The sequence below is a fragment of the Vibrio sp. 10N.239.312.D08 genome (assembly GCF_041466145.1).
Lineage (GTDB): Bacteria > Pseudomonadota > Gammaproteobacteria > Enterobacterales > Vibrionaceae > Vibrio > Vibrio crassostreae_C.
Window position 1 is genome coordinate 96,439 of the sequence record NZ_JBFSSD010000008.1, and the last position, 18,783, is coordinate 115,221.

13 protein-coding genes and 2 pseudogenes are annotated in these 18,783 nt (G+C 43.4%); 6 read left to right on the forward strand and 9 right to left on the reverse strand.

The features are described from left to right. Positions 1-52: 52 nt before the first annotated feature. Together AB6D58_RS06485 and AB6D58_RS06490 are read right to left on the reverse strand one after the other, a co-directional pair. A complete protein-coding gene (locus AB6D58_RS06485; protein ID WP_133152788.1) occupies positions 53-352 on the reverse strand; it encodes a hypothetical protein in 300 nt (99 codons plus the stop codon). An 83-nt stretch (positions 353-435) separates the two neighbouring features. Continuing rightward, positions 436-667 (reverse strand): annotated as a pseudogene (locus tag AB6D58_RS06490) (regulator). A 410-nt stretch (positions 668-1,077) separates the two neighbouring features. Between AB6D58_RS06490 and traD the strand changes: the two are divergent. Together traD and traI are read left to right on the forward strand one after the other, a co-directional pair. Continuing rightward, complete coding sequence (gene traD / locus AB6D58_RS06495) at positions 1,078-3,117, forward strand: type IV conjugative transfer system coupling protein TraD (protein WP_017102203.1); 2,040 nt, start codon at positions 1,078-1,080, stop codon at positions 3,115-3,117. Between the two features lie 187 nt (positions 3,118-3,304). Further along, positions 3,305-9,085 (forward strand): conjugative transfer relaxase/helicase TraI, encoded by a 5,781-nt coding sequence (gene traI / locus AB6D58_RS06500; RefSeq protein ID WP_372156787.1) that lies wholly within the window; start codon positions 3,305-3,307, stop codon positions 9,083-9,085. Between the two features lie 20 nt (positions 9,086-9,105). Here traI and AB6D58_RS06505 read toward each other — a convergent pair whose 3' ends face one another. The 5 genes from AB6D58_RS06505 to AB6D58_RS06525 all read right to left on the reverse strand — a co-directional run bounded on the left by AB6D58_RS06505 (position 9,106) and on the right by AB6D58_RS06525 (position 11,712). Next, on the reverse strand, positions 9,106-9,465 hold the full coding sequence (locus AB6D58_RS06505; protein ID WP_016800258.1) for a hypothetical protein: 360 nt from the start codon (positions 9,463-9,465) through the stop codon (positions 9,106-9,108). A gap of 553 nt (positions 9,466-10,018) precedes the next feature. Further along, on the reverse strand, positions 10,019-10,462 hold the full coding sequence (locus AB6D58_RS06510; protein ID WP_016800257.1) for a lytic transglycosylase domain-containing protein: 444 nt from the start codon (positions 10,460-10,462) through the stop codon (positions 10,019-10,021). Between the two features lie 54 nt (positions 10,463-10,516). Then, a complete protein-coding gene (locus AB6D58_RS06515; RefSeq protein WP_102488478.1) occupies positions 10,517-10,852 on the reverse strand; it encodes a type I restriction endonuclease subunit M in 336 nt (111 codons plus the stop codon). 78 nt (positions 10,853-10,930) lie between these two features. Beyond that, complete coding sequence (locus AB6D58_RS06520) at positions 10,931-11,317, reverse strand: hypothetical protein (RefSeq protein ID WP_102429047.1); 387 nt, start codon at positions 11,315-11,317, stop codon at positions 10,931-10,933. A gap of 38 nt (positions 11,318-11,355) precedes the next feature. After that, positions 11,356-11,712, reverse strand: a complete 357-nt coding sequence (locus AB6D58_RS06525; RefSeq protein ID WP_017060516.1) for a hypothetical protein — start codon at positions 11,710-11,712, stop codon at positions 11,356-11,358. A gap of 469 nt (positions 11,713-12,181) precedes the next feature. On the opposite strand from AB6D58_RS06525, the pseudogene AB6D58_RS06530 reads away from it, so the two are divergent. Beyond that, positions 12,182-12,612, forward strand: a pseudogene (locus AB6D58_RS06530) (IS5/IS1182 family transposase); the annotation flags it as partial. Between the two features lie 90 nt (positions 12,613-12,702). Here AB6D58_RS06530 and AB6D58_RS06535 read toward each other — a convergent pair. Beyond that, positions 12,703-13,650: an Rpn family recombination-promoting nuclease/putative transposase gene (locus AB6D58_RS06535; protein WP_229647742.1), complete on the reverse strand. Its 948-nt coding sequence runs from the start codon at positions 13,648-13,650 to the stop codon at positions 12,703-12,705. Between the two features lie 559 nt (positions 13,651-14,209). Here AB6D58_RS06535 and AB6D58_RS06540 point away from each other — a divergent pair. The 3 genes from AB6D58_RS06540 to AB6D58_RS06550 all read left to right on the forward strand — a co-directional run bounded on the left by AB6D58_RS06540 (position 14,210) and on the right by AB6D58_RS06550 (position 17,298). Then, positions 14,210-14,842 (forward strand): abortive infection family protein, encoded by a 633-nt coding sequence (locus AB6D58_RS06540; protein WP_372156790.1) that lies wholly within the window; start codon positions 14,210-14,212, stop codon positions 14,840-14,842. 83 nt (positions 14,843-14,925) lie between these two features. Further along, positions 14,926-16,107, forward strand: coding sequence for a hypothetical protein (locus tag AB6D58_RS06545; protein ID WP_229647740.1), 1,182 nt, complete (start codon positions 14,926-14,928; stop codon positions 16,105-16,107). Between the two features lie 498 nt (positions 16,108-16,605). Beyond that, complete coding sequence (locus AB6D58_RS06550; RefSeq protein WP_229647739.1) at positions 16,606-17,298, forward strand: hypothetical protein; 693 nt, start codon at positions 16,606-16,608, stop codon at positions 17,296-17,298. Between the two features lie 97 nt (positions 17,299-17,395). Here the strand turns inward: AB6D58_RS06550 and ltrA are convergent, their stop codons facing one another. Next, positions 17,396-18,742, reverse strand: coding sequence for a group II intron reverse transcriptase/maturase (gene ltrA / locus AB6D58_RS06555; RefSeq protein WP_076653296.1), 1,347 nt, complete (start codon positions 18,740-18,742; stop codon positions 17,396-17,398). Positions 18,743-18,783 lie beyond the last annotated feature (41 nt).

Sequence of the window (18,783 nt, forward strand, 5' to 3'; positions counted from 1 at the left end):
CGAACTCAATGAGTCCGGCTTATTAAAATCAACAGTACGTGCAAGTGCTTTGCTACATATCGTCAGCTTTTACTGCTGTTGATATGAATGTTGTCCATACATCATCATGCTTTATAGTTACAAACTGCCCATCGTCGTCGCTATGCTTTTTTACTATCTCAGAACTTTCCAGATCTTTATTAGTAGGTTCAGCATGAACGTGACAATGTCTTGACCCCGTAGGAACACCCCAAGCTGAACAGTTTGTTCGACAATAATGACAACCGTCAGAAGCTGTACGTCCGGGATGACTCAATGTCGGCATTGAAACTGTAGAAATAGTTAAACCAACGAGTAATAACAACTTTTTCATAATAGTACTCATCTTTTTATAAGGAGAGTTAATCTATCACTTTCATATGGCATAAACTGCGACTTAGATCATTCACCTAATGTTCAACAATATACGTATTCTATGGCCTGATCTTTGATAATGCTTCTAGCAAGTTTTAGTAGGTGCGTTGAGGTTTTAATCTCTAGATCCGATTGAATCCCCAAAAGAGCAATTCCTGCTAATATTTGTTGTGGCCTAACCACTTGGCCAGTTGGTAGCTCCATTCTATCGTATAACATTTTGAACTGTACCCAGTCCTCACAGTTTTGAAACACAGTTCAGCTACCTCGTCATTTGGCACTCTAACTCTCGAAAAATGTAATTCTTACTCATTTCGCGATACTTAAATGATAAAAGCTCTAAATACAAGAGGTTGAACTGATTTTATAAGATATGCATCATTAAACATAATCAGACAAAGTGCGCACTGTACGAAGAAGTACTAATTGGCAAATTTGCCTTATAAAAAGTTATTCATTAATCGCTAATGTTAGAATTCCTGAAACACATTTATGTCCAAAAACGTTTTTGAAACGGCTCAATCTTAATTGTGATCACCAAGCTATTCTGTCGTATCTTAGCCTTGGCAGTCGTAATACACCTCTTTTGCAGCTTGTAGCCCTATTTCAGATTTCATCAAACCGAACAAAAGCGCCTCGCTCAGTGTGGGCGCTTTTTTGTTTTCCTTCACAAGGAGTTTTTCTATGTCTACGACTCGTGGTGGTCAAATCACTTTTCACAACATTCGAATGTGGTGGCAAGTGAACGTGACCACAATCAAGTACCTCAATATCTTCGCGGCCTTGCTCGGCCTTCTCACCACTTACCTCCTCACCTCGGCCAACACATTAACGGGTGCCTACTACTACAGTATCTTTTGGCTGTTCAACAAATTAGGTTTTAGCCTAAAGCGCAACGTGGTGATCGAATGGGAAGAGCAACGCTACAGCAGCACCCTTGGCCAACAACTGCAAAACCCCATATTGTCACAGTGCTACCAAGAATTACTGCAAGCCCTGTTCGTTGGCCTAGTAGTCTCTGTGGTCACTTCCACCGTGCTGTTTGTGATTATCAACCACTGGTTTAAGAGAAAAGGGCAAGAGCAAAGCGAAGATAACCACATTCGCGGCTTTCAATTGGCTGAGCCTAAAGCCGTCACCGCAGAACTAAAAAAGAAGAAAAAACTCTCTCCTTTTGCGCTCGATGGTCACAAGCTTTTTGTTGATAGGTTTGAGGTCAAGCACTTAATGATTGACGGTACCACAGGCGCAGGTAAATCCGTTGCGATTCGCAAGCTATTGCGCTGGATACGGGCGCGAGGCGATAAAGCCATCATCTACGATAAAGGCTGCGATTTTGTCAGTAAATTCTATGACCCGCATAAAGACGTGATTTTAAATCCCTTCGATGAGCGTTGCGCTGCCTGGGATATTTGGAGTGATGCCAAAGAAGCCCCTGACTTTGAATCGCTCGCGGCCGCGCTTATTCCACAACACGGCGAAGGCGATCCGTTTTGGGTGGATTCCGCACGAACCATTTTCGCAGCAACCACCTATCAAATGATGCTCGATGACAAACACGAATGTACCATTGAAAATTTGCTGCACATTATCTTAACATCTGAGCTTTCAACGTTAGGTGAACACTTAAAAGGCACCGAAGCCAGCTCCCTAGTCTCGAAAAGTATCGAGAAGACGGCGATATCCATCAAATCGGTCCTGGCGACTTACATTAAGTCTTTGCGTTACTTACATGGTTTGGATGAAAAAGACGCCCAAGGTCACCGTAAACATGCGCCATTTTCGATCACAGATTGGGTGCAAGATGAATCCCAGCAAGGGTTTTTATTCCTATCGAGCAATGCAAGACAACACACCGCACTCAGACCACTGATCTCTATGTGGCTCGCGATTGCCTCCAACGCCATTCTAGGGATGGAGCCCGATGACGACCGCCGAATTTGGGTGGTCATCGATGAAATGCCTACATTACATAAACTGCCTGAACTCACGCACATTATTTCTGAAGTGCGTAAATTTGGAGGGTGTTATTTACTGGGTTTGCAATCTTACGCTCAATTAGAAACCACTTACGGGCGCAACGCGGCGAGAGTCATTTTTGATTTGCTCAACACGCGTTTTTTCTTCCGCGCCCCTTCAAAAGCGATGGCCACCATTTCCTCGGATGATCTTGGTGAGCAAGAAATCGATATCTCACGAGAAAATATCTCTTACGGGGCGAACGCATTGCGTGACGGTGTCTCACTCGGCCATCAAAACAAAACGCGTCCTGTGGTTTCTCCTGCCGAAATCCAAGGTTTGGATGATTTAGAGTGTTACTTACGCACCCCTAACTCTATGCTCATCACTAAGCTGCAACTGAAGTACGACCGCATGAGCAATCTCCAACCCTCCTTCATCAAACGCAGCCTACCAGGCGGGAAAGCAATGGAGAGTATCGACCAAGCCTTGATTTTTCATGAGTTAATTGCGTTGCATGAGCTCGATGAAACCCAAAGAAACCGATTACTTGCCATTCAACAAAGTACCTATGAAGACGAAGAAGAGCAGCAGCAAACCAGAACCCATCAAAAACAAACCCTTACCAAAGCACCGAAAAAGGAAAACCCGACCAATAACGCAGCCCAAAACCAACAGCTCGCTGAAAACACACAAAATGAACTACAACAAGAGACCGAAGAGGCGTCCATGACACAAGCAGAAACGGGCGAGATGTACGATTAACCACACGAAATGAAACATCAAGGAACATTTAGAGACCGAACACAATCTTGCCCTCCCCTGTAAAAAGCCTTTACCACCCTTTCATTCACATCAACGCCGTCCGCTACCCCATTCGTACCACACCCAAATCACCGGCATTGCGCTGACGTGGCGGCTTTGCTGCGCCCCAACAAAAGGAAAACACCTTATGATGTCCATTAGCCCTCTTAAATCCGCCTCTGGCGCCGCCAAGTATTACTTAAACGAAGAAAACACCCAAGAGACCCCTGACATTTCTCTCGAAAAAGACAGCAACGACAACTACTACCTTAAAGAAAACAGTCCCAATGAAAACACCTTTTGGCATGGTCAGTTAGCCGAAGAAGCAGGCCTACTCGGTAAACCGGTTGACCAAAAAACGTTAGAGTCCGTTTTATCTGGACACCTAGGCCATGAAACCATCAAAGGCAAACGCGACGATCATAAATCGGGGTTTGACCTAACCTTTTCTGCGCCAAAATCGGTCAGTGTACTTGCTCTCGTCGGGGGTGACACACGTTTAGTCGATGCGCATAACACGGCGGTCAAATTCGCGCTATCGCAATTAGAAAAAGACGTAGCACAAGCCACGCACATCAATGACGAAGGCGCTCGTGAGTTCATCAATACCGAATCCATGGCCTTTGCGGTCGTGCGCCATAAAACCAGTCGTGAAAACGACCCACAACTCCATTCCCACGCTTTGACGGCAAACATGACACGCGACAAAGAAGGGCAACTGCGTACACTCGCCTCTTCTCTCAAACAAAAAGGCGGCGTCATCAATGGGACAGGCGAGCGCATTTACAACTTCCAAAAGTACTACACCGCTCTTTACCAGAGTCAGCTTGCCAAAGAGAGCGAACAAATGGGTTATCAAATGCAAGGCGTGGGTAACGGCCAATTTGAAGCCAAAGGCCTCCCTCAAATCCTCCTTGATACGTTTTCTACTCGCAAACAACAGCTCGACCAACAAGCCTTAGTTTTTGGGGGGACGCAAGCGGCAAAAGATGTAGCCGCACTCGATACTCGCAAAGCCAAAACCTACGAAAGTGAGGCAACGCTCAATGCTCGCTGGCAACAAACGGTGTGCAATAAAGGCTATCAGCCCGAAGACTTGGTTAAAAACGCCCTCGGCATAGCTCAACAAGAGCATCACCCTGAACAAATCGCTAAAGACGCGTTTAGTCGCGCCGTTGAACACTTAGGGCAATACAACACGGCATTAAAACTGGAAAAGATTATAGAATTAGCCACGGCCGAGTTTACCAAAGGCGGCGTACAAGCCAATGCAATTGACCTTAAAGTGGTCGCAGACCAATGGGTGAAAGACGGGGCGCTTATCCCCCTTTCCATGAAAGGTCAATACACCACTCAAACCATGCTGAAAACCGAACAAGTGTTAATGGCGGCCAGCAAAGGGCGTACGCACCATATGCGTACTCCCGTCAATGACGCTACGTTAGATAAACTGAACCTCACTCAAGGCAACCGCCAAAAGGTGGCGGACATTTACCAGTCCACCAAACAGTTTCATGTGGTCAATGTGTTTGGTAACAGTGAGCAAATCGCGCAAAACCTATTGAACGTCGGCAACCATGTCGGTAAACGTGTCCACTTAGTGTCACAAAACGCCAAAGACAAACACCGTCATAGCCAAACCATCCAACGTGAAAGTCATACGATCGCAGCCTGGGTAAAACACCGATTTCAAGAAGAGCAGCGTCACTCTGTCCATAGTTTATTGCACTCAGACGTCCCTATGACCAACAAAGACATCCTTCTCGTCGACAGCGCCCACAAAATGAGCGCCAATGAGTTGATGGCTTTAAATACAAAAGCTAAGGGCTCGGGGAGCAAAGTCATCTTGCTGAACAACACGTCCAGTCGCCAAGGTTTTAAAGCCTATAACGCCATCGAGCTTTACCGCAAAGGCAACGTCGTCTCGCACTCTTGGGTAGACAGCAAACAGATAGACAGTAAGGTTGCCTTGCACAACAGCGATACGCGCACCCTCGCCAGAGCTTATACCTACTTATCAAACAAAGAAGACACACAAGTGCTGGCGACTTCTCACGTTGAACAACGAAGATTGACGGACGCGATCCGGACCTCTCTGCAGAACGAGGGTCAACTTGCCCGCAGTGGCATCACCTTGTTTACTCAGCAGCCTCATTATTTGTCTAAACCCCAACAGGAGTTAGCGCAACACTACAAGCCGGGCATGACCCTTCGCCATTGGGAAGAGGGAAAACCTCAAGAATTAGTGGTTTCAACATCGGATAAGGCAAACAATCGAGTCCATGTCCTCAGCAAAACCGATGGCCAAGAATACACCCTCGATCCCGCTTCCGCCGGATTCAAAGCCCTCAACATGCAGCTCTTTAAACCTGAATCGTTACAAGTCAACCAAGGTGAACGCCTCATAACCACCGGTAAGCACTTTCCATCCGGGTTGAACGCCAATGAACATTACGTGGTCACGGATATCTCTAAAGAAGCCCTAACGTTAACCGACACGCAAGGCGAATCAAAAACCTTATCCGTTGCAGCGCTGAAAGACGCACCACTAAAATACGACTATGTGCATTCCACCAGTCATATCGAACCAAGGCCGCACACTCTCATTTCAGGCAAAGCCTTTACGCTATCCAAAGCGCTCTTCCATGATCTGACCGAGAAAAGCGCGCGCATCGATGTGTTTACCGACAACCCCGATAAAGCCCAGGCCGCGCTTGAGAAAAGCGAAGTGAAGCTTTCTGCCATCGAGCGAGTGATGCACACTCAAAGCGTCAACGACCGCTACCTGACTGACACCACCGCCATCACCGTCAAAAGCGACATCCAGCAAGCCCTCACTCTCTTAAACAAAGAGCAAAATTCACCACTGCAAGAGAAAGCGTTGAACTTTGCCCTGAGTCATCTTTCTGAAAAAGAAGCGGCGTTTACACAAAAAGAGTTAGTCGTCGAAGCGATCCGTTACGCTTTTGAAGAGGCCAATCAACCGATAATCAAAGATCAAATTGAAACAGAGCTCGCCAAGCGCAGTGACACCCTCTCTGCCGAATACAGCGACGGCACACGCTGGACCACCCAAGCGGCGCTCGATACCGAAAAGCACATCTTGCGGAACATTGAGCAAGGGAAAAATCAACACAAGCCGTTTGCCACCCACAGACAAGTCAGAGATTATCTCGATGCACAGCCTCGCCTTACCCAAGGGCAAAAGGACGGCATCACCCTTATCTCAACGACCAAAGACAGTTTTGTGGCCGTGCAAGGTTTAGCGGGCACCGGTAAATCCACCCTACTCGAATCCAACATTGAATTGATTCAACACGCTAGCCAAGCCAGTAAACACTCACCTTCACAAATCATAGGTATTGCACCAACGCACGCCGCCGTCAGCGAACTGGAAAGCAAAGGGATACAAGCGCAAACGCTGGAAAGCTTACTGACCGACCTAAGACGTGGCATCACCTTACCAGAGGACTACAAAAACACGCTGTTCTTCCTCGATGAAAGCTCCATGGTCAGCAACCAACAAGCCAAAGAGCTCACCGACCTTGTATTACAAAGCGGCTCCAAAGCCACCTTACTTGGGGATAAAGAGCAGCTGCTTTCTCTTAATGCCGGTAAACCGTTTGAATTGAGCATGAGACAAGGACTCATCGATACGGCTTTTATGACCGACATCATTCGTCAGAAGAATGAAATACTGCTTGGTGCCGTACACAACATTGTGGATAAGCAGCCACACAGCGCCCTCGATAAACTCTCTCAGCAAAGCCCTGATACACTCGGTAGCACGCAACATATTATCTCCACCCTCGATGAGAGTGCGAAAGACCAAAGCAAAGCACAGCTTATTGCCACCGAAAAGCTGCCTTACGCTGTAGCACAGGACTACCTTGCCCGTACGCCCGAAACGCGAGAAAACACGCTTATCATTGCTTACACGAATAATGAGCGTGACCACATCACTGAGCACATTCGTGTCGGACTGATGAAAACACAAGAGATAGGCCAAGAGAACATCATCACCACCCGATTGCGCTCTACAGGTGAGAGCAAAGAAGAGTTAGCCACCATGATGCCTTATCAGAAAGGGCTCATTTTAAGCACCAAGCAAGGAGAGTACGACATCATTACCCACATTGATTCGGAGCACGGAGTAGTGACACTTCAAGACGTGAATACAGGTAAGACAAAACCGTTTTTGCCACGTAACAAAGACCACAAATACACGTCACTCTTCGCTCAATCAGAAAAGCCGCTTTCAACCGGTGATAAAATCATGACCCGCTTTACCGACAAAGCGCGAGGCATTAAAGCCAATGTGGAATACACCATCAGCCGTGCCACCAAGGAAGAAATCACCGCGCTTTCGAAAGAAGGGCAAACGTTAAACCTCAATCCAAACCAACTCAAAGATGGGCATTGGGATTACGCTTACACCAGAACTGCGGACATGGCGCAAGGAGCGACGTATCAGTACGTCATTACCACTCTCAAAGGCAAAGGCGCACTGACGAACTTAAGACGCGCTTACATCGATTTGAGCCGAGCGAGCACTCATGTCAAACTTTTTACCGATAACCCAAAACAGATGATGAAGAGCTGGTTATCAAAAGAGGTCAATAAACACAGTGCCATTGAAACCATCGAAAACATTGCACCACACAGTACCCCTTACTTTAATGACAAAGCTCTGCCTCATGAAGACGTACGTTATCAAAATAGAAACGGAGATTTTGACTACAACCAATTTAAAGAACACATCAACCAAGCGCTCCCTAAATACACCGAAAGCTTAGCCATCAACCTATTGGGACAACCGAACCCATCTAAATCAGACCGTGACTATTTAACCTTTGGTATCGGTAAATCGGCTCTAAAAGTGTCATTCACGGGGGAATATCGAGGGTATTTTAAAGACTATACCACCGGTGAAAAAGGCTCATTAATCAATTTGATGATGAGTCATAAGGAAATAAATTATAAGGAGGCAATGAAAGAAGCCCACAACATCCTTAATGATCCTAATAAATACCAACTCACCGCCAACCCTAAACATGAACAATTACTGACTACTACGCCAAAACACATGGCACAATTTGAAGAGAGAGCGAAAGAATATATACAAACCAGTCAGCCACTCACAGGCACATTAGCCGAAACTTACCTCAATAAATTAGGTATTGAACACCCTAAGAGTGACCATGTTCATTTTCATCAAGCAGTGTACTCCTCGGAGGACCAGACATTTCACTCGGCAATGATAACTAACATTCACGATAAAAAAGGAGAAACAAAAGCGATTGAAGTGACTTATTTAGACGGGCAAGGAAATAAAGATCCGGCACTCGACATCAACCCACGGATATTAGGCACGAAATCCAAACAAATAACGCGATTCCATCAAGGCAGTGATTTGCACACCACCATCATCAGTACCTCAATCGAGAATGCTTTTATTATTAATCAAGCGCATCAAGGCCAATACGACATTATCAATGTCAATCATAAGAATGACATTCAGAATATCTCCACCGATGAACTCAGACAGAACATTGTGATTGTACTGAGTCAAGGAAATACTGATTTAAATCCCAACAACGTTGAAAAAATCATGGCCAACTTTTCAGGGAGAAATATTCAGTTTGTTTCACCTGACGATATGCTTGAGGAAATTAAACAGGGTATTGAACAATACCATCAACAAACGCATCAACAAAAAGAGGAATTCGACACACCCACTCAAGACCATGATTCATTAACCAACGAGCCGGACACTGATATTAATCAACACACAAAAGAAATCAAAGATAAAGAGCTTGAACACTTCGACAGCAAAGAACCCTCCCCTCAAAAAACGTTTGATTTTAATCAGGAGCGTGACAACAACAATGACCAAGATAATAAACTAGATAGAGAGTTAGAGCGGTAGAAAAAGGGGTGTCCAATGGACTACCCTTTTTTTTTGCCTGCCAGAAACTCATCGACTTTATTATCGATATCAGATTTCACCTGTTGCCTAAAGGGTTTGGATTCTTTTTGTTGTCGGAATAATTTTTCACCATCAAAGGTTTGTCCATGAACCACATCAGTGATCGCAGATGAGCCACGAACGACACGATAAATCTCTTCCATCAACGCACGGTTCGATGGACTATCATCCTCACTGTCATTGAGTTTGATGCGCAGTGCCAACATCAAAAGTTGGCGTGTGGCCTCTGCATCACTTAATGCTTCCTTATCCCTAAACGTCTTAAAATCTTGCGCTAACTTTCCACGTAAAGAACTTTGTAGCGGATAAGAACGTGTCATATTGCCCTCCTCAATCCCAATTAAAAGCATTGTTATTCAAATGAAACTTCAATCAATTAATTTTATAAAAGACCCTTCAAGCATTGTCAATAAAGGGCTCAATCAACATTCAATGATTTCCAATTAAAGGACCTTGAAAACGCTCTCATCGCTTTACCTATAAGGGATCAATTAATAATCATTGAAAAAATATATTTATCCATTGAAATTTAATCGGCTAATTAGTGTAATTTCTGAAAATTTTTCCACGTTACTTTAAGCGACTATTATATCTTTAACTTTTTGTTTTTATTATCTTTATGTTTTTCACAGACAACCATTTGCATTGATTTCAATGCGCCGTAGGGTGTGGATGATTCTAAAGCGGTAACAATGACCTCCAATGAATCTGCATCTAGTTTGTTTTTTGGGGTGTGTTTTAGGAACGTCGAGCTCAAAAGCCGAACCGTTGGCGATTGAATCTAGGGTGATTGAGACCATCAGGGAAGGAATGTAAAACGGAAAAAGAAGATCGTGACACAACTAGCACCGCACCGTTATGGTGCAAGAAAGGTTATTTTAATGGCGACTGGTAATAGACTTTCTGAACTTTTTTGATGTATATTTTTCTGGCGCTTTCGGTACGTTTAAGAAATCCTGCATTATAAGCGCCTACGCTATTCCAGTTATAGCCATGGCTGGCAAAGTTAGAGCTTAATACCCACGCACCTAATGAAACATTAAAACAAGGTTCGTAGACATTGGTTTCATTGACATGAAATTCAGCCAGTCGAGGAAACCAACTAGAGTTAATTTGCATGAGTCCAAAATCACGACTGGTTACTTGACCTTTTTTATTTTTGTTTTCGTTATAAGCATTAGGATCAAGACTGCTTTCAACTTGTGCTATCGATCGCAGCAAATCTGGATCAACATTATAGTGTTGTCCTGCTTCATCAAAACAAAACGAATACCCGACACTTGGAAAGACCGACAAAAATAAGATTAGTTTTTTCATAAGCTAAAAAATGGAGTCTAAAGGAACTCCATTATATCGCGTGAATTGACGTCATCAATATTCATTAGGGAGTAAAATCGTAGTGCAACTACGATCACGCTCGGTAATTATCCAGACTTGTTCATTACAAATGGTGTAACTTGATAAAACCCGCTCGCCTGTCTTGGTGGCTTCGTCATTGGTAATTTTATCTTCAACACAGATATTTCCCCAATCACCATTTTGGTGACGATGTAAGTAAATCGGTAAATTCACACCAATATTGTTATTTAGCAGTTCAGCAATGCCTTGTGTACAAACAACTTTGCCAAGATCAAACTGCACAGCCGTACAAACATAATTTTTTTCTTTTGTTTCTTCGTTACCTGATGTAACATTTTTAATGTTCATTTTATTTACCCCTGTATTTAAATTGAATTTGCCTTGATATTTGATACAGCAAATATCAAGGCGCTTTACTTTTAGCGTTTAATAAACGTCTTCCGTTTTACGAATGTGATTAAACACCTCATACACTTCATCGTAAGAAATGCCATACTCTTCGAGCTTTTCGACACAATCACAAATGTCATTGGTATAGAAACACTCGTGATTGAATAGCTCACGGCGAATGATCGATTTTTTACCATTCTCTTCGATGTCTTCGACGATCCCTTCTTGAGCAATAGAATCTAAACGGTTCATTAATTGCTTCGCCTTATCAACAGGGCAAATTAAGCCCATACCTAACGACGCATATTTCACGCCCTCTTTTTTTGCTTCATCGAACTGTTTAGTGGAAAAGGCAAAAAATGCCCCAGCTTCATTAAATGCTTGCGTTTGTTTGGCTTGAATATAGTGAGAGAGATATTTCATGACTTACTCCTGACGTTAATACAAAAATATCCCAGTAATTAAAACGGGCAACGATGGAACGAAAAGAGGGCTCTCGAAGGGGTTGATACATCCTTCACAATAAAATTGTCAGTTAAGTCCCCTATTTTAAAGTGGTGTAAGATACTCTTCTCAACCTCAGCCAGAGTGGATGGGTAGAACTTAGAATCACGCGAAGTAAATCCCGCGATTTTGAGTTCAGCTAAGGTAATGTCGCTACACGGCGTAAGAGAAAATCCGTGCTCTTCTTCCTCTGTACGCTGAGGAATACGCAATAAAGAGATATCATTTTTTGGTGAGCTTTCGTGCCCAGCGGCGAAACGCTGGTCGCTGAAATTCGATTTAGAGAGAGTTGGGGTTGAGTTTTGTTGTGCCATGAGGAGTTTCCTTTTTGTTTGAGTATCACTTTTATGGAGCCGCTTGGCTGTCCAGACCTCAAACAGGGTTCTTCTCTGCAGGGGCGCGAAGCGTTTATTTACCCTTGCAGAGAAGGTTCTGATTGAGGATGGTGAACAGTCTGCGAGCGCCATCCAGTGATGCGAGTCGAAAGGAAAATCGGCACATAAGAAAACAAGCCCTTACTCGAACTTAATTGAAGCCAGTGAAAGGCAATAAGGAGGCACGACGAAGCGCAGCTACGCAGTAGCGGAGGCGTTGGGTGATTGTTCGCAGTAACTTAATGTCACATCGAGCTTGCTCGATAACAGTGCCATAAGTTATCGCGAGAGGAGTGAAGCGACGGAATGAGCCGACCGAAGGGAGAACGCCCAATATTTAAGTTTAATACGTACTTTATAGATTGATTGGCGTTAGAAAAAGAACCGTCCGTACTCAATCTTCAAGGGTAAGCGTTCGAACGCGGTTCAAGTCAAATATCACAATAAATCTAAAGGGCTATTCGCCGTCTAGCCATTAACTCAATTAGCCTCCATCTTTTTGGTCAGGGAGAGTGGAAAGTGAAAAAGCTTGATGCAAAGAAACGCAGAGCATGGCAAAAGCTGCACTTGGCTGTTCATGTCGATACACCCGAAACCATGAGTGCGGAAGTCAGTTTTGTTGTGCCATGAGCCTCTAAAAAAGAAAGGTTGTCCCTCACTGAAACTCACCTCGAAAGAAGGTAATGCTTTGGGAAGAGAGTGGAGCAATAAATGAAGCGGAAAAGGCGCTAACGAGCGGTAAAACGAGTTTGAAATACTACAACGCTCAGATAGGTGAAATGATAGTAAATGTCAAAACTACAAACAAAAATTATAGCTCTGGCTATGCCAGTTAGAAGCCAACGGTTAGCCATAGACGATGTAGCTTTATCTCCAGGCAGATTTTATCAACACCACCACTTTGCCACACAACCCTTTATGCTTGAGCAGCTAATGAGAAAGTTGTGCGAGTTCGTCTGTATTCAATCCCGTGACATCCATAATGGTTTGTTGATCTAGACCATTAAGCAGCATCTTACGCGCCATCTCCTTGAGTGCATCTTGACGACCTTTTTCCTCACCTAATTGTATACCTTCTTGGCGCCCTTCTTGGCGCCCTTCTTGGCGACCACGTTGTTCGCCTTGTTGGCGCAATTGTTCTGCAATAGTCATAAGTGTTTCCTCGTGTTTCGGTACTGATGAGACCAGTGACGTAATTAACGCTTCTAGGTTACTCGTTTCACCCACTTGGAGTAGGTAGCTCATCAATGACTGTACTTGCTTATCTGTAGTGTAATCGGTTAAGAGCAATGTGACCAGAGGCTCAAGGAAATCCATGATATCGCGATGCCTAGCGTGCTTTTGTACAAGTTCAAGTAACGCGATACGGCGATGCTGCATTATCTCATCATCGGAGATGACCGTGACATCGACCAACGGAAAATCTTGAGTATAGAGTGCCTTAGCCACAACAGGATTCGCAAACCCTTTTAACCAATTCATTTCATAAGGATACGGCGAGACTTGGCCATGGTAAAACTGCAAAGGTATCACTAAGGGTAAGTGCCCATGACCCGCTTCAATATGCTGTTGCATGGCAGCAATAGCGTAACGCATCAGTCTGAACGCCATGTGTTTATCTGGCCGACTTTGGTGCTCGATTAACGCATAGACGTACCCTTCCCCCTGAGACGTTTTAAGAGAATAAAGGACATCCGAATAGTAAGGCCGTAAGTTTTCTTCTATAAAGCTGCCTGATTCGAGCTTTAGGGTCGTCAAATCACAGATTTCACGCAGCTCAGCAGGCAGGTGAATATCCAATAAGTCCTTAGCGGTTTCAGGGTGAGTGAGAAACTGCTTGAAGAGCGCATCGTGTGGAGTTGGCGTGGTCTTTTTCATTCCATTATCCTAACACCAAATAAGTCAAATCAGTACCATGATAAAAATTCTGCACCATGTTGGTTTCTTTCTACACATCAATTTAGTTCATTTACTCTAAGTAATCTTTGCCCCGAAACAAGTTACGAATCATTTTAACGCATTTTCAAACGAGTAAAGTTTGCATTAGATTAGCTAATACAACTAACGTGCAAGCAATAGGAAGGACTACAGCTTATCCGAAATGTACTTAACTCAAAAAGCGTAACTATCTGTTAAAGTTTCTTCCATATCGGAAATCAGTGATAATATTCTTCTCATAGACGATTTACATAATAATGGGATGAAGATGCCTCTCGAACTACCCGCTGAACTACAGTTTGCAACTGAATATCCTTTTGCTATCCCTGACAATGCTTTTAAAGAATTGCAGATACTGATAGGGAGAGTTAATTTCAACGAAAGGTGTGAGGAAAAAAGCCTCATTGAAATCTATAAGAAGCACATAGCGAAGCCAGCGGGAATAGAGTTCAGCAGAAGTTCTAATATTGACTGGGCAAAAGGCGATCTGGAATGGTACATGGCAGAGGCAAGGAAGAATGGCCCGGGCTTTATTGCTGCAATCTATAATGCATTTGAGCAGCTATCTCGTTTCGAAATCACCGTCCCTACAGACGCACACATAAACCAAATTCTATCTAGGCATGGAATGCCTTGTCATATCAACAATGGTAAGCTGGTAATGGCAGGAAATGTTCAGGTGCCAGAGCCTCCAGAATCTATGTCTCAAACAGTCATTAGGGCGCTGCAAGATGCAAAAACACTACCGCCAGCAAGTGCAATTGATCGTGTCCATACTGCACTTCATGCATACATCGTTAGCCTTTGCCAAGATGCGAGTATTCCATTGGATTCAGGTGTTACAGCACAAAAGGCTTTCAAAGAACTGAAGAGCAATCACCCCGCTCTTCAGTCTCAGGGAAATAGGCCATCAGAAGTTGCGAATGTTCTTAACAGTATGGCTGCTACCATCAATGCTCTGGGTACTATTCGTAACCATGCAAGTCTTGCGCATAATAACGAACTGCTTCTTGAACCAGAAGCGCAGGCGATGATTAACGCAGCAATGACTATATTTCGATACATCGAAGAATGTATGGCTAGATATAACAGAGCCAACGTCCAGCCTAGTCCTGCATATGGGGTGATATAGAGTGGGCGTAATGTGTATTCGCCCAATATAGTGTCTACTTGATGGACTATGGGCGACCAAGGGGAAAAACAGTCGAGTAAAATATGGATTTTGGAAAATATAAAGTAACGAGGCATCTCAAGCCTCTACAAGTTCCTAGTAAAGAAAAACTACTTCTCGATGTGTCTAACATTGAAGACAGTTTCACTGGAAGAGCCGATGCTAGTATTGCAAACACCTTCATATTTGAAGCAAGCCACCTGATTGTCAATAGTCTTGCCTTGTTCGAGCAGGGTTATTTTGACTGTGCCTTTTACTCTCTACGTCAGTCATTAGAAGTCGTAATGACGATGATGTACCTCTATGACTCTGAAGAAGAAGTTAGGAAAAGAGAACTAGAGAAATGGAAGTCTGAGCAACATTTTCCAATGTATGCAGGTATGATTAAACACTTGGAATCAAATGAGAGCGAATTTAAGGATATCAAAAGTAAACTTTCAGAGTTTTTTGACGAGACAGAGAAAGTTAAAAAGCGTCTCAATAAGTACGTCCACAAACAGGGTTTTGACAAACTTTATGCGAGTAGAAATCACCCATTAAATCGAATCAAAAACAAATATGGTGATGAAGTATTTGTCGATGAATTTGTTGGATATGTAGAGAGTTGTATTGGGACTGTAGCTGTAATGAGGTTAGCGATAGATCCGATGCCAGTGTTACTCAATGATGAAGAGATCTACGCTAGAACTGGTGACATAATCACTTACCCATACTCTGACGAGTTCATTGCAAAATATATTGGTTTTGATGCAATTGAAAAGTACAAGCAGACATCAATGTATACATTGCACTATGACTGTTTTATGCAAGAAGAGAAGCAAAATGAAGCGGTTAGCTGGGTAATCAAAGATAAGTTTGTTGATGTAAGAAGATCGGATGAAATTCTAGAGCAAGGTCATCTTCTATCACAAGTAGAATTGCTAGGTGTTATTGCGCTACAACATATTGAGAGTGCAACTAAATTTTATACTTGCGGTGGATTCGTAATGTACTTCTCAAATAGAGATACATTAAGGCAGAAGCAAGGATGGGATTCTCGGCAATTTGACAGTTTTCTAGAGGCAACGCCTAGCACTAACCTCCCATTTGATGAGGTGTTTATATCAGCTTTCAAACTCCCAATCGGCGAAATTTTTCTGGAGCATAACGAACTAATTTCGGAAAACGACACTTACAACATTGAGTATCTTATCAGCTCACTTAAACAGAAAAACGCCAGCCTTTAAGGTTTCAAGTTACTTTTCTTAATCTCGGATAAGACTGTAGAAGTAACGTCTCTATCACTCTTTTATCCAAAGCCTTCACAGGCTGAATTTTTACCCGTGGCATTTTCTTGCTCGAAAATGCCCCAAAGTGAGCTAGAGAGGGATTGAACTCAGTTTGAAACCCTGTAACTTGCCTTACTTTTCCTCATGCCTAGAGTTCCAACAATATAGCTAAATGTTCTAATCCACAACAGACTAACCTTCAATCACACTTACGCACGAATATGTTGCTCAACTATTTCTAAGCTATTGAATAATAGAGAACTAAAGGGAAGTTTTTGATTGATAACATGCCTTAAATTGGAAGCAATATGTGCTTGCACGGTTTTCAACTAGAAATTAGATTAAATCTTAATTATATACATAATTTTCAGTTGGTTAGATAGGTTTCATGAGATATGCTGAATACATAAATTCGTGCTGGCACGATATTAAAGTGTTAGTTCTAAGGAGACAACTTTGAGTACGAATAAATCCGATTTGGCAGCAGTGATTGGCAAGGGTGTGGTGGGTGCAATACCATTTGTGGGTCCTTTAGCAGCAGAAGTGGTAGGTTCAATAATTCCTAACCAGAGAATTGACCGAATCGAAAAACTACTGGTTGAATTAGAAACTAAAATATCAGTTAAAGAGCAAGTTAAAGTTAAGGATAAGCTCAACTCAGAAGAGTCCATTGATATTCTAGAAGATGGTTTCATCTTTGCTTCACGAGCTTTATCTCAAGAAAGGCTCGACTACATCGCATCATTGCTTAAAAATAGCCTAACTGAGCCAGAAGTAAAACATATTGAATATAAGCGTTTGTTAGGAATTCTAGGGCAATTAAACGATATCGAAATACTGACTTTAAAGTCTTATGTTTTGTATCAAACTCCTGGAGAAGAGCAGGAATTTTGGGGAAAACATGGTGACATTATTCGTGTACCTCCTGCAGTCATGGGATCTACTCAGGATGAAATCGACAAATATGTTATTCATCAAACTCATAAGAATAATCTTGTAGCTTTGAACTTACTCAAACCTCGATTTAAGAAGCCTAAAAAGGGTGAGTTCCCTGAGTTTGACGATAAGACAGGTATGATTAAGGCATCTAGTCATGAGATTACAAGTTTAGGTCGTTTGTTTCTCCGCGCTATTGATCAGCTTGGGTAAATTAGAACTAATCGGGTAGCCGGAGGTATTTACCCTCCAGCCCCCACACCACCCTGCATGCGGATCCGCACAGGGCGGTTCATTCAGAACGCCTAACTTATATCTTCTGGTTTGGATATTGAACAGCGATCCATCCGTCTTTCAGTGAAAATAATCCCGCTTTCCTAAGGTAATCATTACTCAGTGCTTGCTGTATCCCAGGTGTTTTCGAACTTCGCCACGGCCCTTTGCTTGTGATACCACAACCAACGGCAGTTTGGATCCAGACTCCGCGTTTAAGTAAGTTTTGCACCTTTGTCCGTGGTTTACGCCACTGACGCCAGTAGCACATACGTACTCGTCGACGTATCCACTGGTCTAAATCGACACACGCTTGATAAGCGTTAGCGATGCCAAAGTAATTAATCCAGCCTTGCAGGTATTGCCGTAGTTTAAATAATTGATAACTCATACTGACACCCCAGTTTCGGTTTGTGAGTCGCCTTATCTTTTGTTTCAAAATACGTACCGTTTTAGCGTGCCACTGGATCTTACCTCGGGAAAAGGTGAAACCAAGGAACTTGCTTTGAGCTACCTTAACCACTTGGCTTTTCTGTTCATTAACAACCAGTTTTAACGTCGTGGCGAGGTAGTGAGTAATGCTCTTTAGCACGCGGACTCCCGCTCGTTGAGACCTCACCAGAATAATGAAGTCGTCCGCGTAGCGGGCGAATTGATGCCCTCTGTTTTCCAGCTCTTTATCCAGACTATCCAACATAATGTTTGATAGTAATGGCGAGAGTGGACCACCTTGAGGCACACCTTCCGAGCTTGCTTCAAATTGGTCGTTGACCATCACACCGGCACGGAGGTATTTACCAATAAGCGCCAGTAGACGCTTATCCTGTATCTTTTCCTTCAGTTGAGTCATCAAGAGATCATGATTAACTCGGTCAAAGAATTTAGACAGGTCAACATCGACAGCAAATGTTCGTTTCTGTTTAATGGTATCCCGTACTTTCAGTACCGCTTGTTTGGCATTTCTATTCGGCCTAAAGCCAAAGCTGTTAGTCGAAAAGAAGGGGTCAAACAGGGGGGTGAGTATTTGAGCAATGGCTTGCTGTATCACTCGATCAATAACGGTAGGGATCCCCAATTTGCGTTTACCGCCATCGGGTTTATCAATCTCTACACGTCTGACCGCTGAGGGTTTATATTCACCGTGCTCTAATTGAGATTTACATTGCTGCCAGCCCCCTTGTTGTAGCCAAAGCGGGAAGGCGTCGATGGTCATGCCATCGATACCTGCCGCACCTTTGTTGGCTTTAACTTGACGCCATGCTTGCTGTAAATTTTCAGATCGGAGCAATTGAGTGAATAGATCGCTGTTGAAGGATGGTTGCCTATCATTACGCTGTTGATAGTAATCGCCTGTCGGCGTAGTGGGTATCGACAAGTTTGACAAGACTCCTCCTTCTTCTAAATGTTCAGGCCTTCACCTTGTCC

Coding starts and splice junctions, on each gene's coding strand:
- AB6D58_RS06485 (WP_133152788.1), bottom strand. CDS start 352: ATGAAAAAGTTGTTATTACTCGTTGGTTTAACTATTTCTACAGTTTCA.
- traD (WP_017102203.1), top strand. CDS start 1,078: ATGTCTACGACTCGTGGTGGTCAAATCACTTTTCACAACATTCGAATG.
- traI (WP_372156787.1), top strand. CDS start 3,305: ATGATGTCCATTAGCCCTCTTAAATCCGCCTCTGGCGCCGCCAAGTAT.
- AB6D58_RS06505 (WP_016800258.1), bottom strand. CDS start 9,465: ATGACACGTTCTTATCCGCTACAAAGTTCTTTACGTGGAAAGTTAGCG.
- AB6D58_RS06510 (WP_016800257.1), bottom strand. CDS start 10,462: ATGAAAAAACTAATCTTATTTTTGTCGGTCTTTCCAAGTGTCGGGTAT.
- AB6D58_RS06515 (WP_102488478.1), bottom strand. CDS start 10,852: ATGAACATTAAAAATGTTACATCAGGTAACGAAGAAACAAAAGAAAAA.
- AB6D58_RS06520 (WP_102429047.1), bottom strand. CDS start 11,317: ATGAAATATCTCTCTCACTATATTCAAGCCAAACAAACGCAAGCATTT.
- AB6D58_RS06525 (WP_017060516.1), bottom strand. CDS start 11,712: ATGGCACAACAAAACTCAACCCCAACTCTCTCTAAATCGAATTTCAGC.
- AB6D58_RS06535 (WP_229647742.1), bottom strand. CDS start 13,650: ATGAAAAAGACCACGCCAACTCCACACGATGCGCTCTTCAAGCAGTTT.
- AB6D58_RS06540 (WP_372156790.1), top strand. CDS start 14,210: ATGGCAGAGGCAAGGAAGAATGGCCCGGGCTTTATTGCTGCAATCTAT.
- AB6D58_RS06545 (WP_229647740.1), top strand. CDS start 14,926: ATGGATTTTGGAAAATATAAAGTAACGAGGCATCTCAAGCCTCTACAA.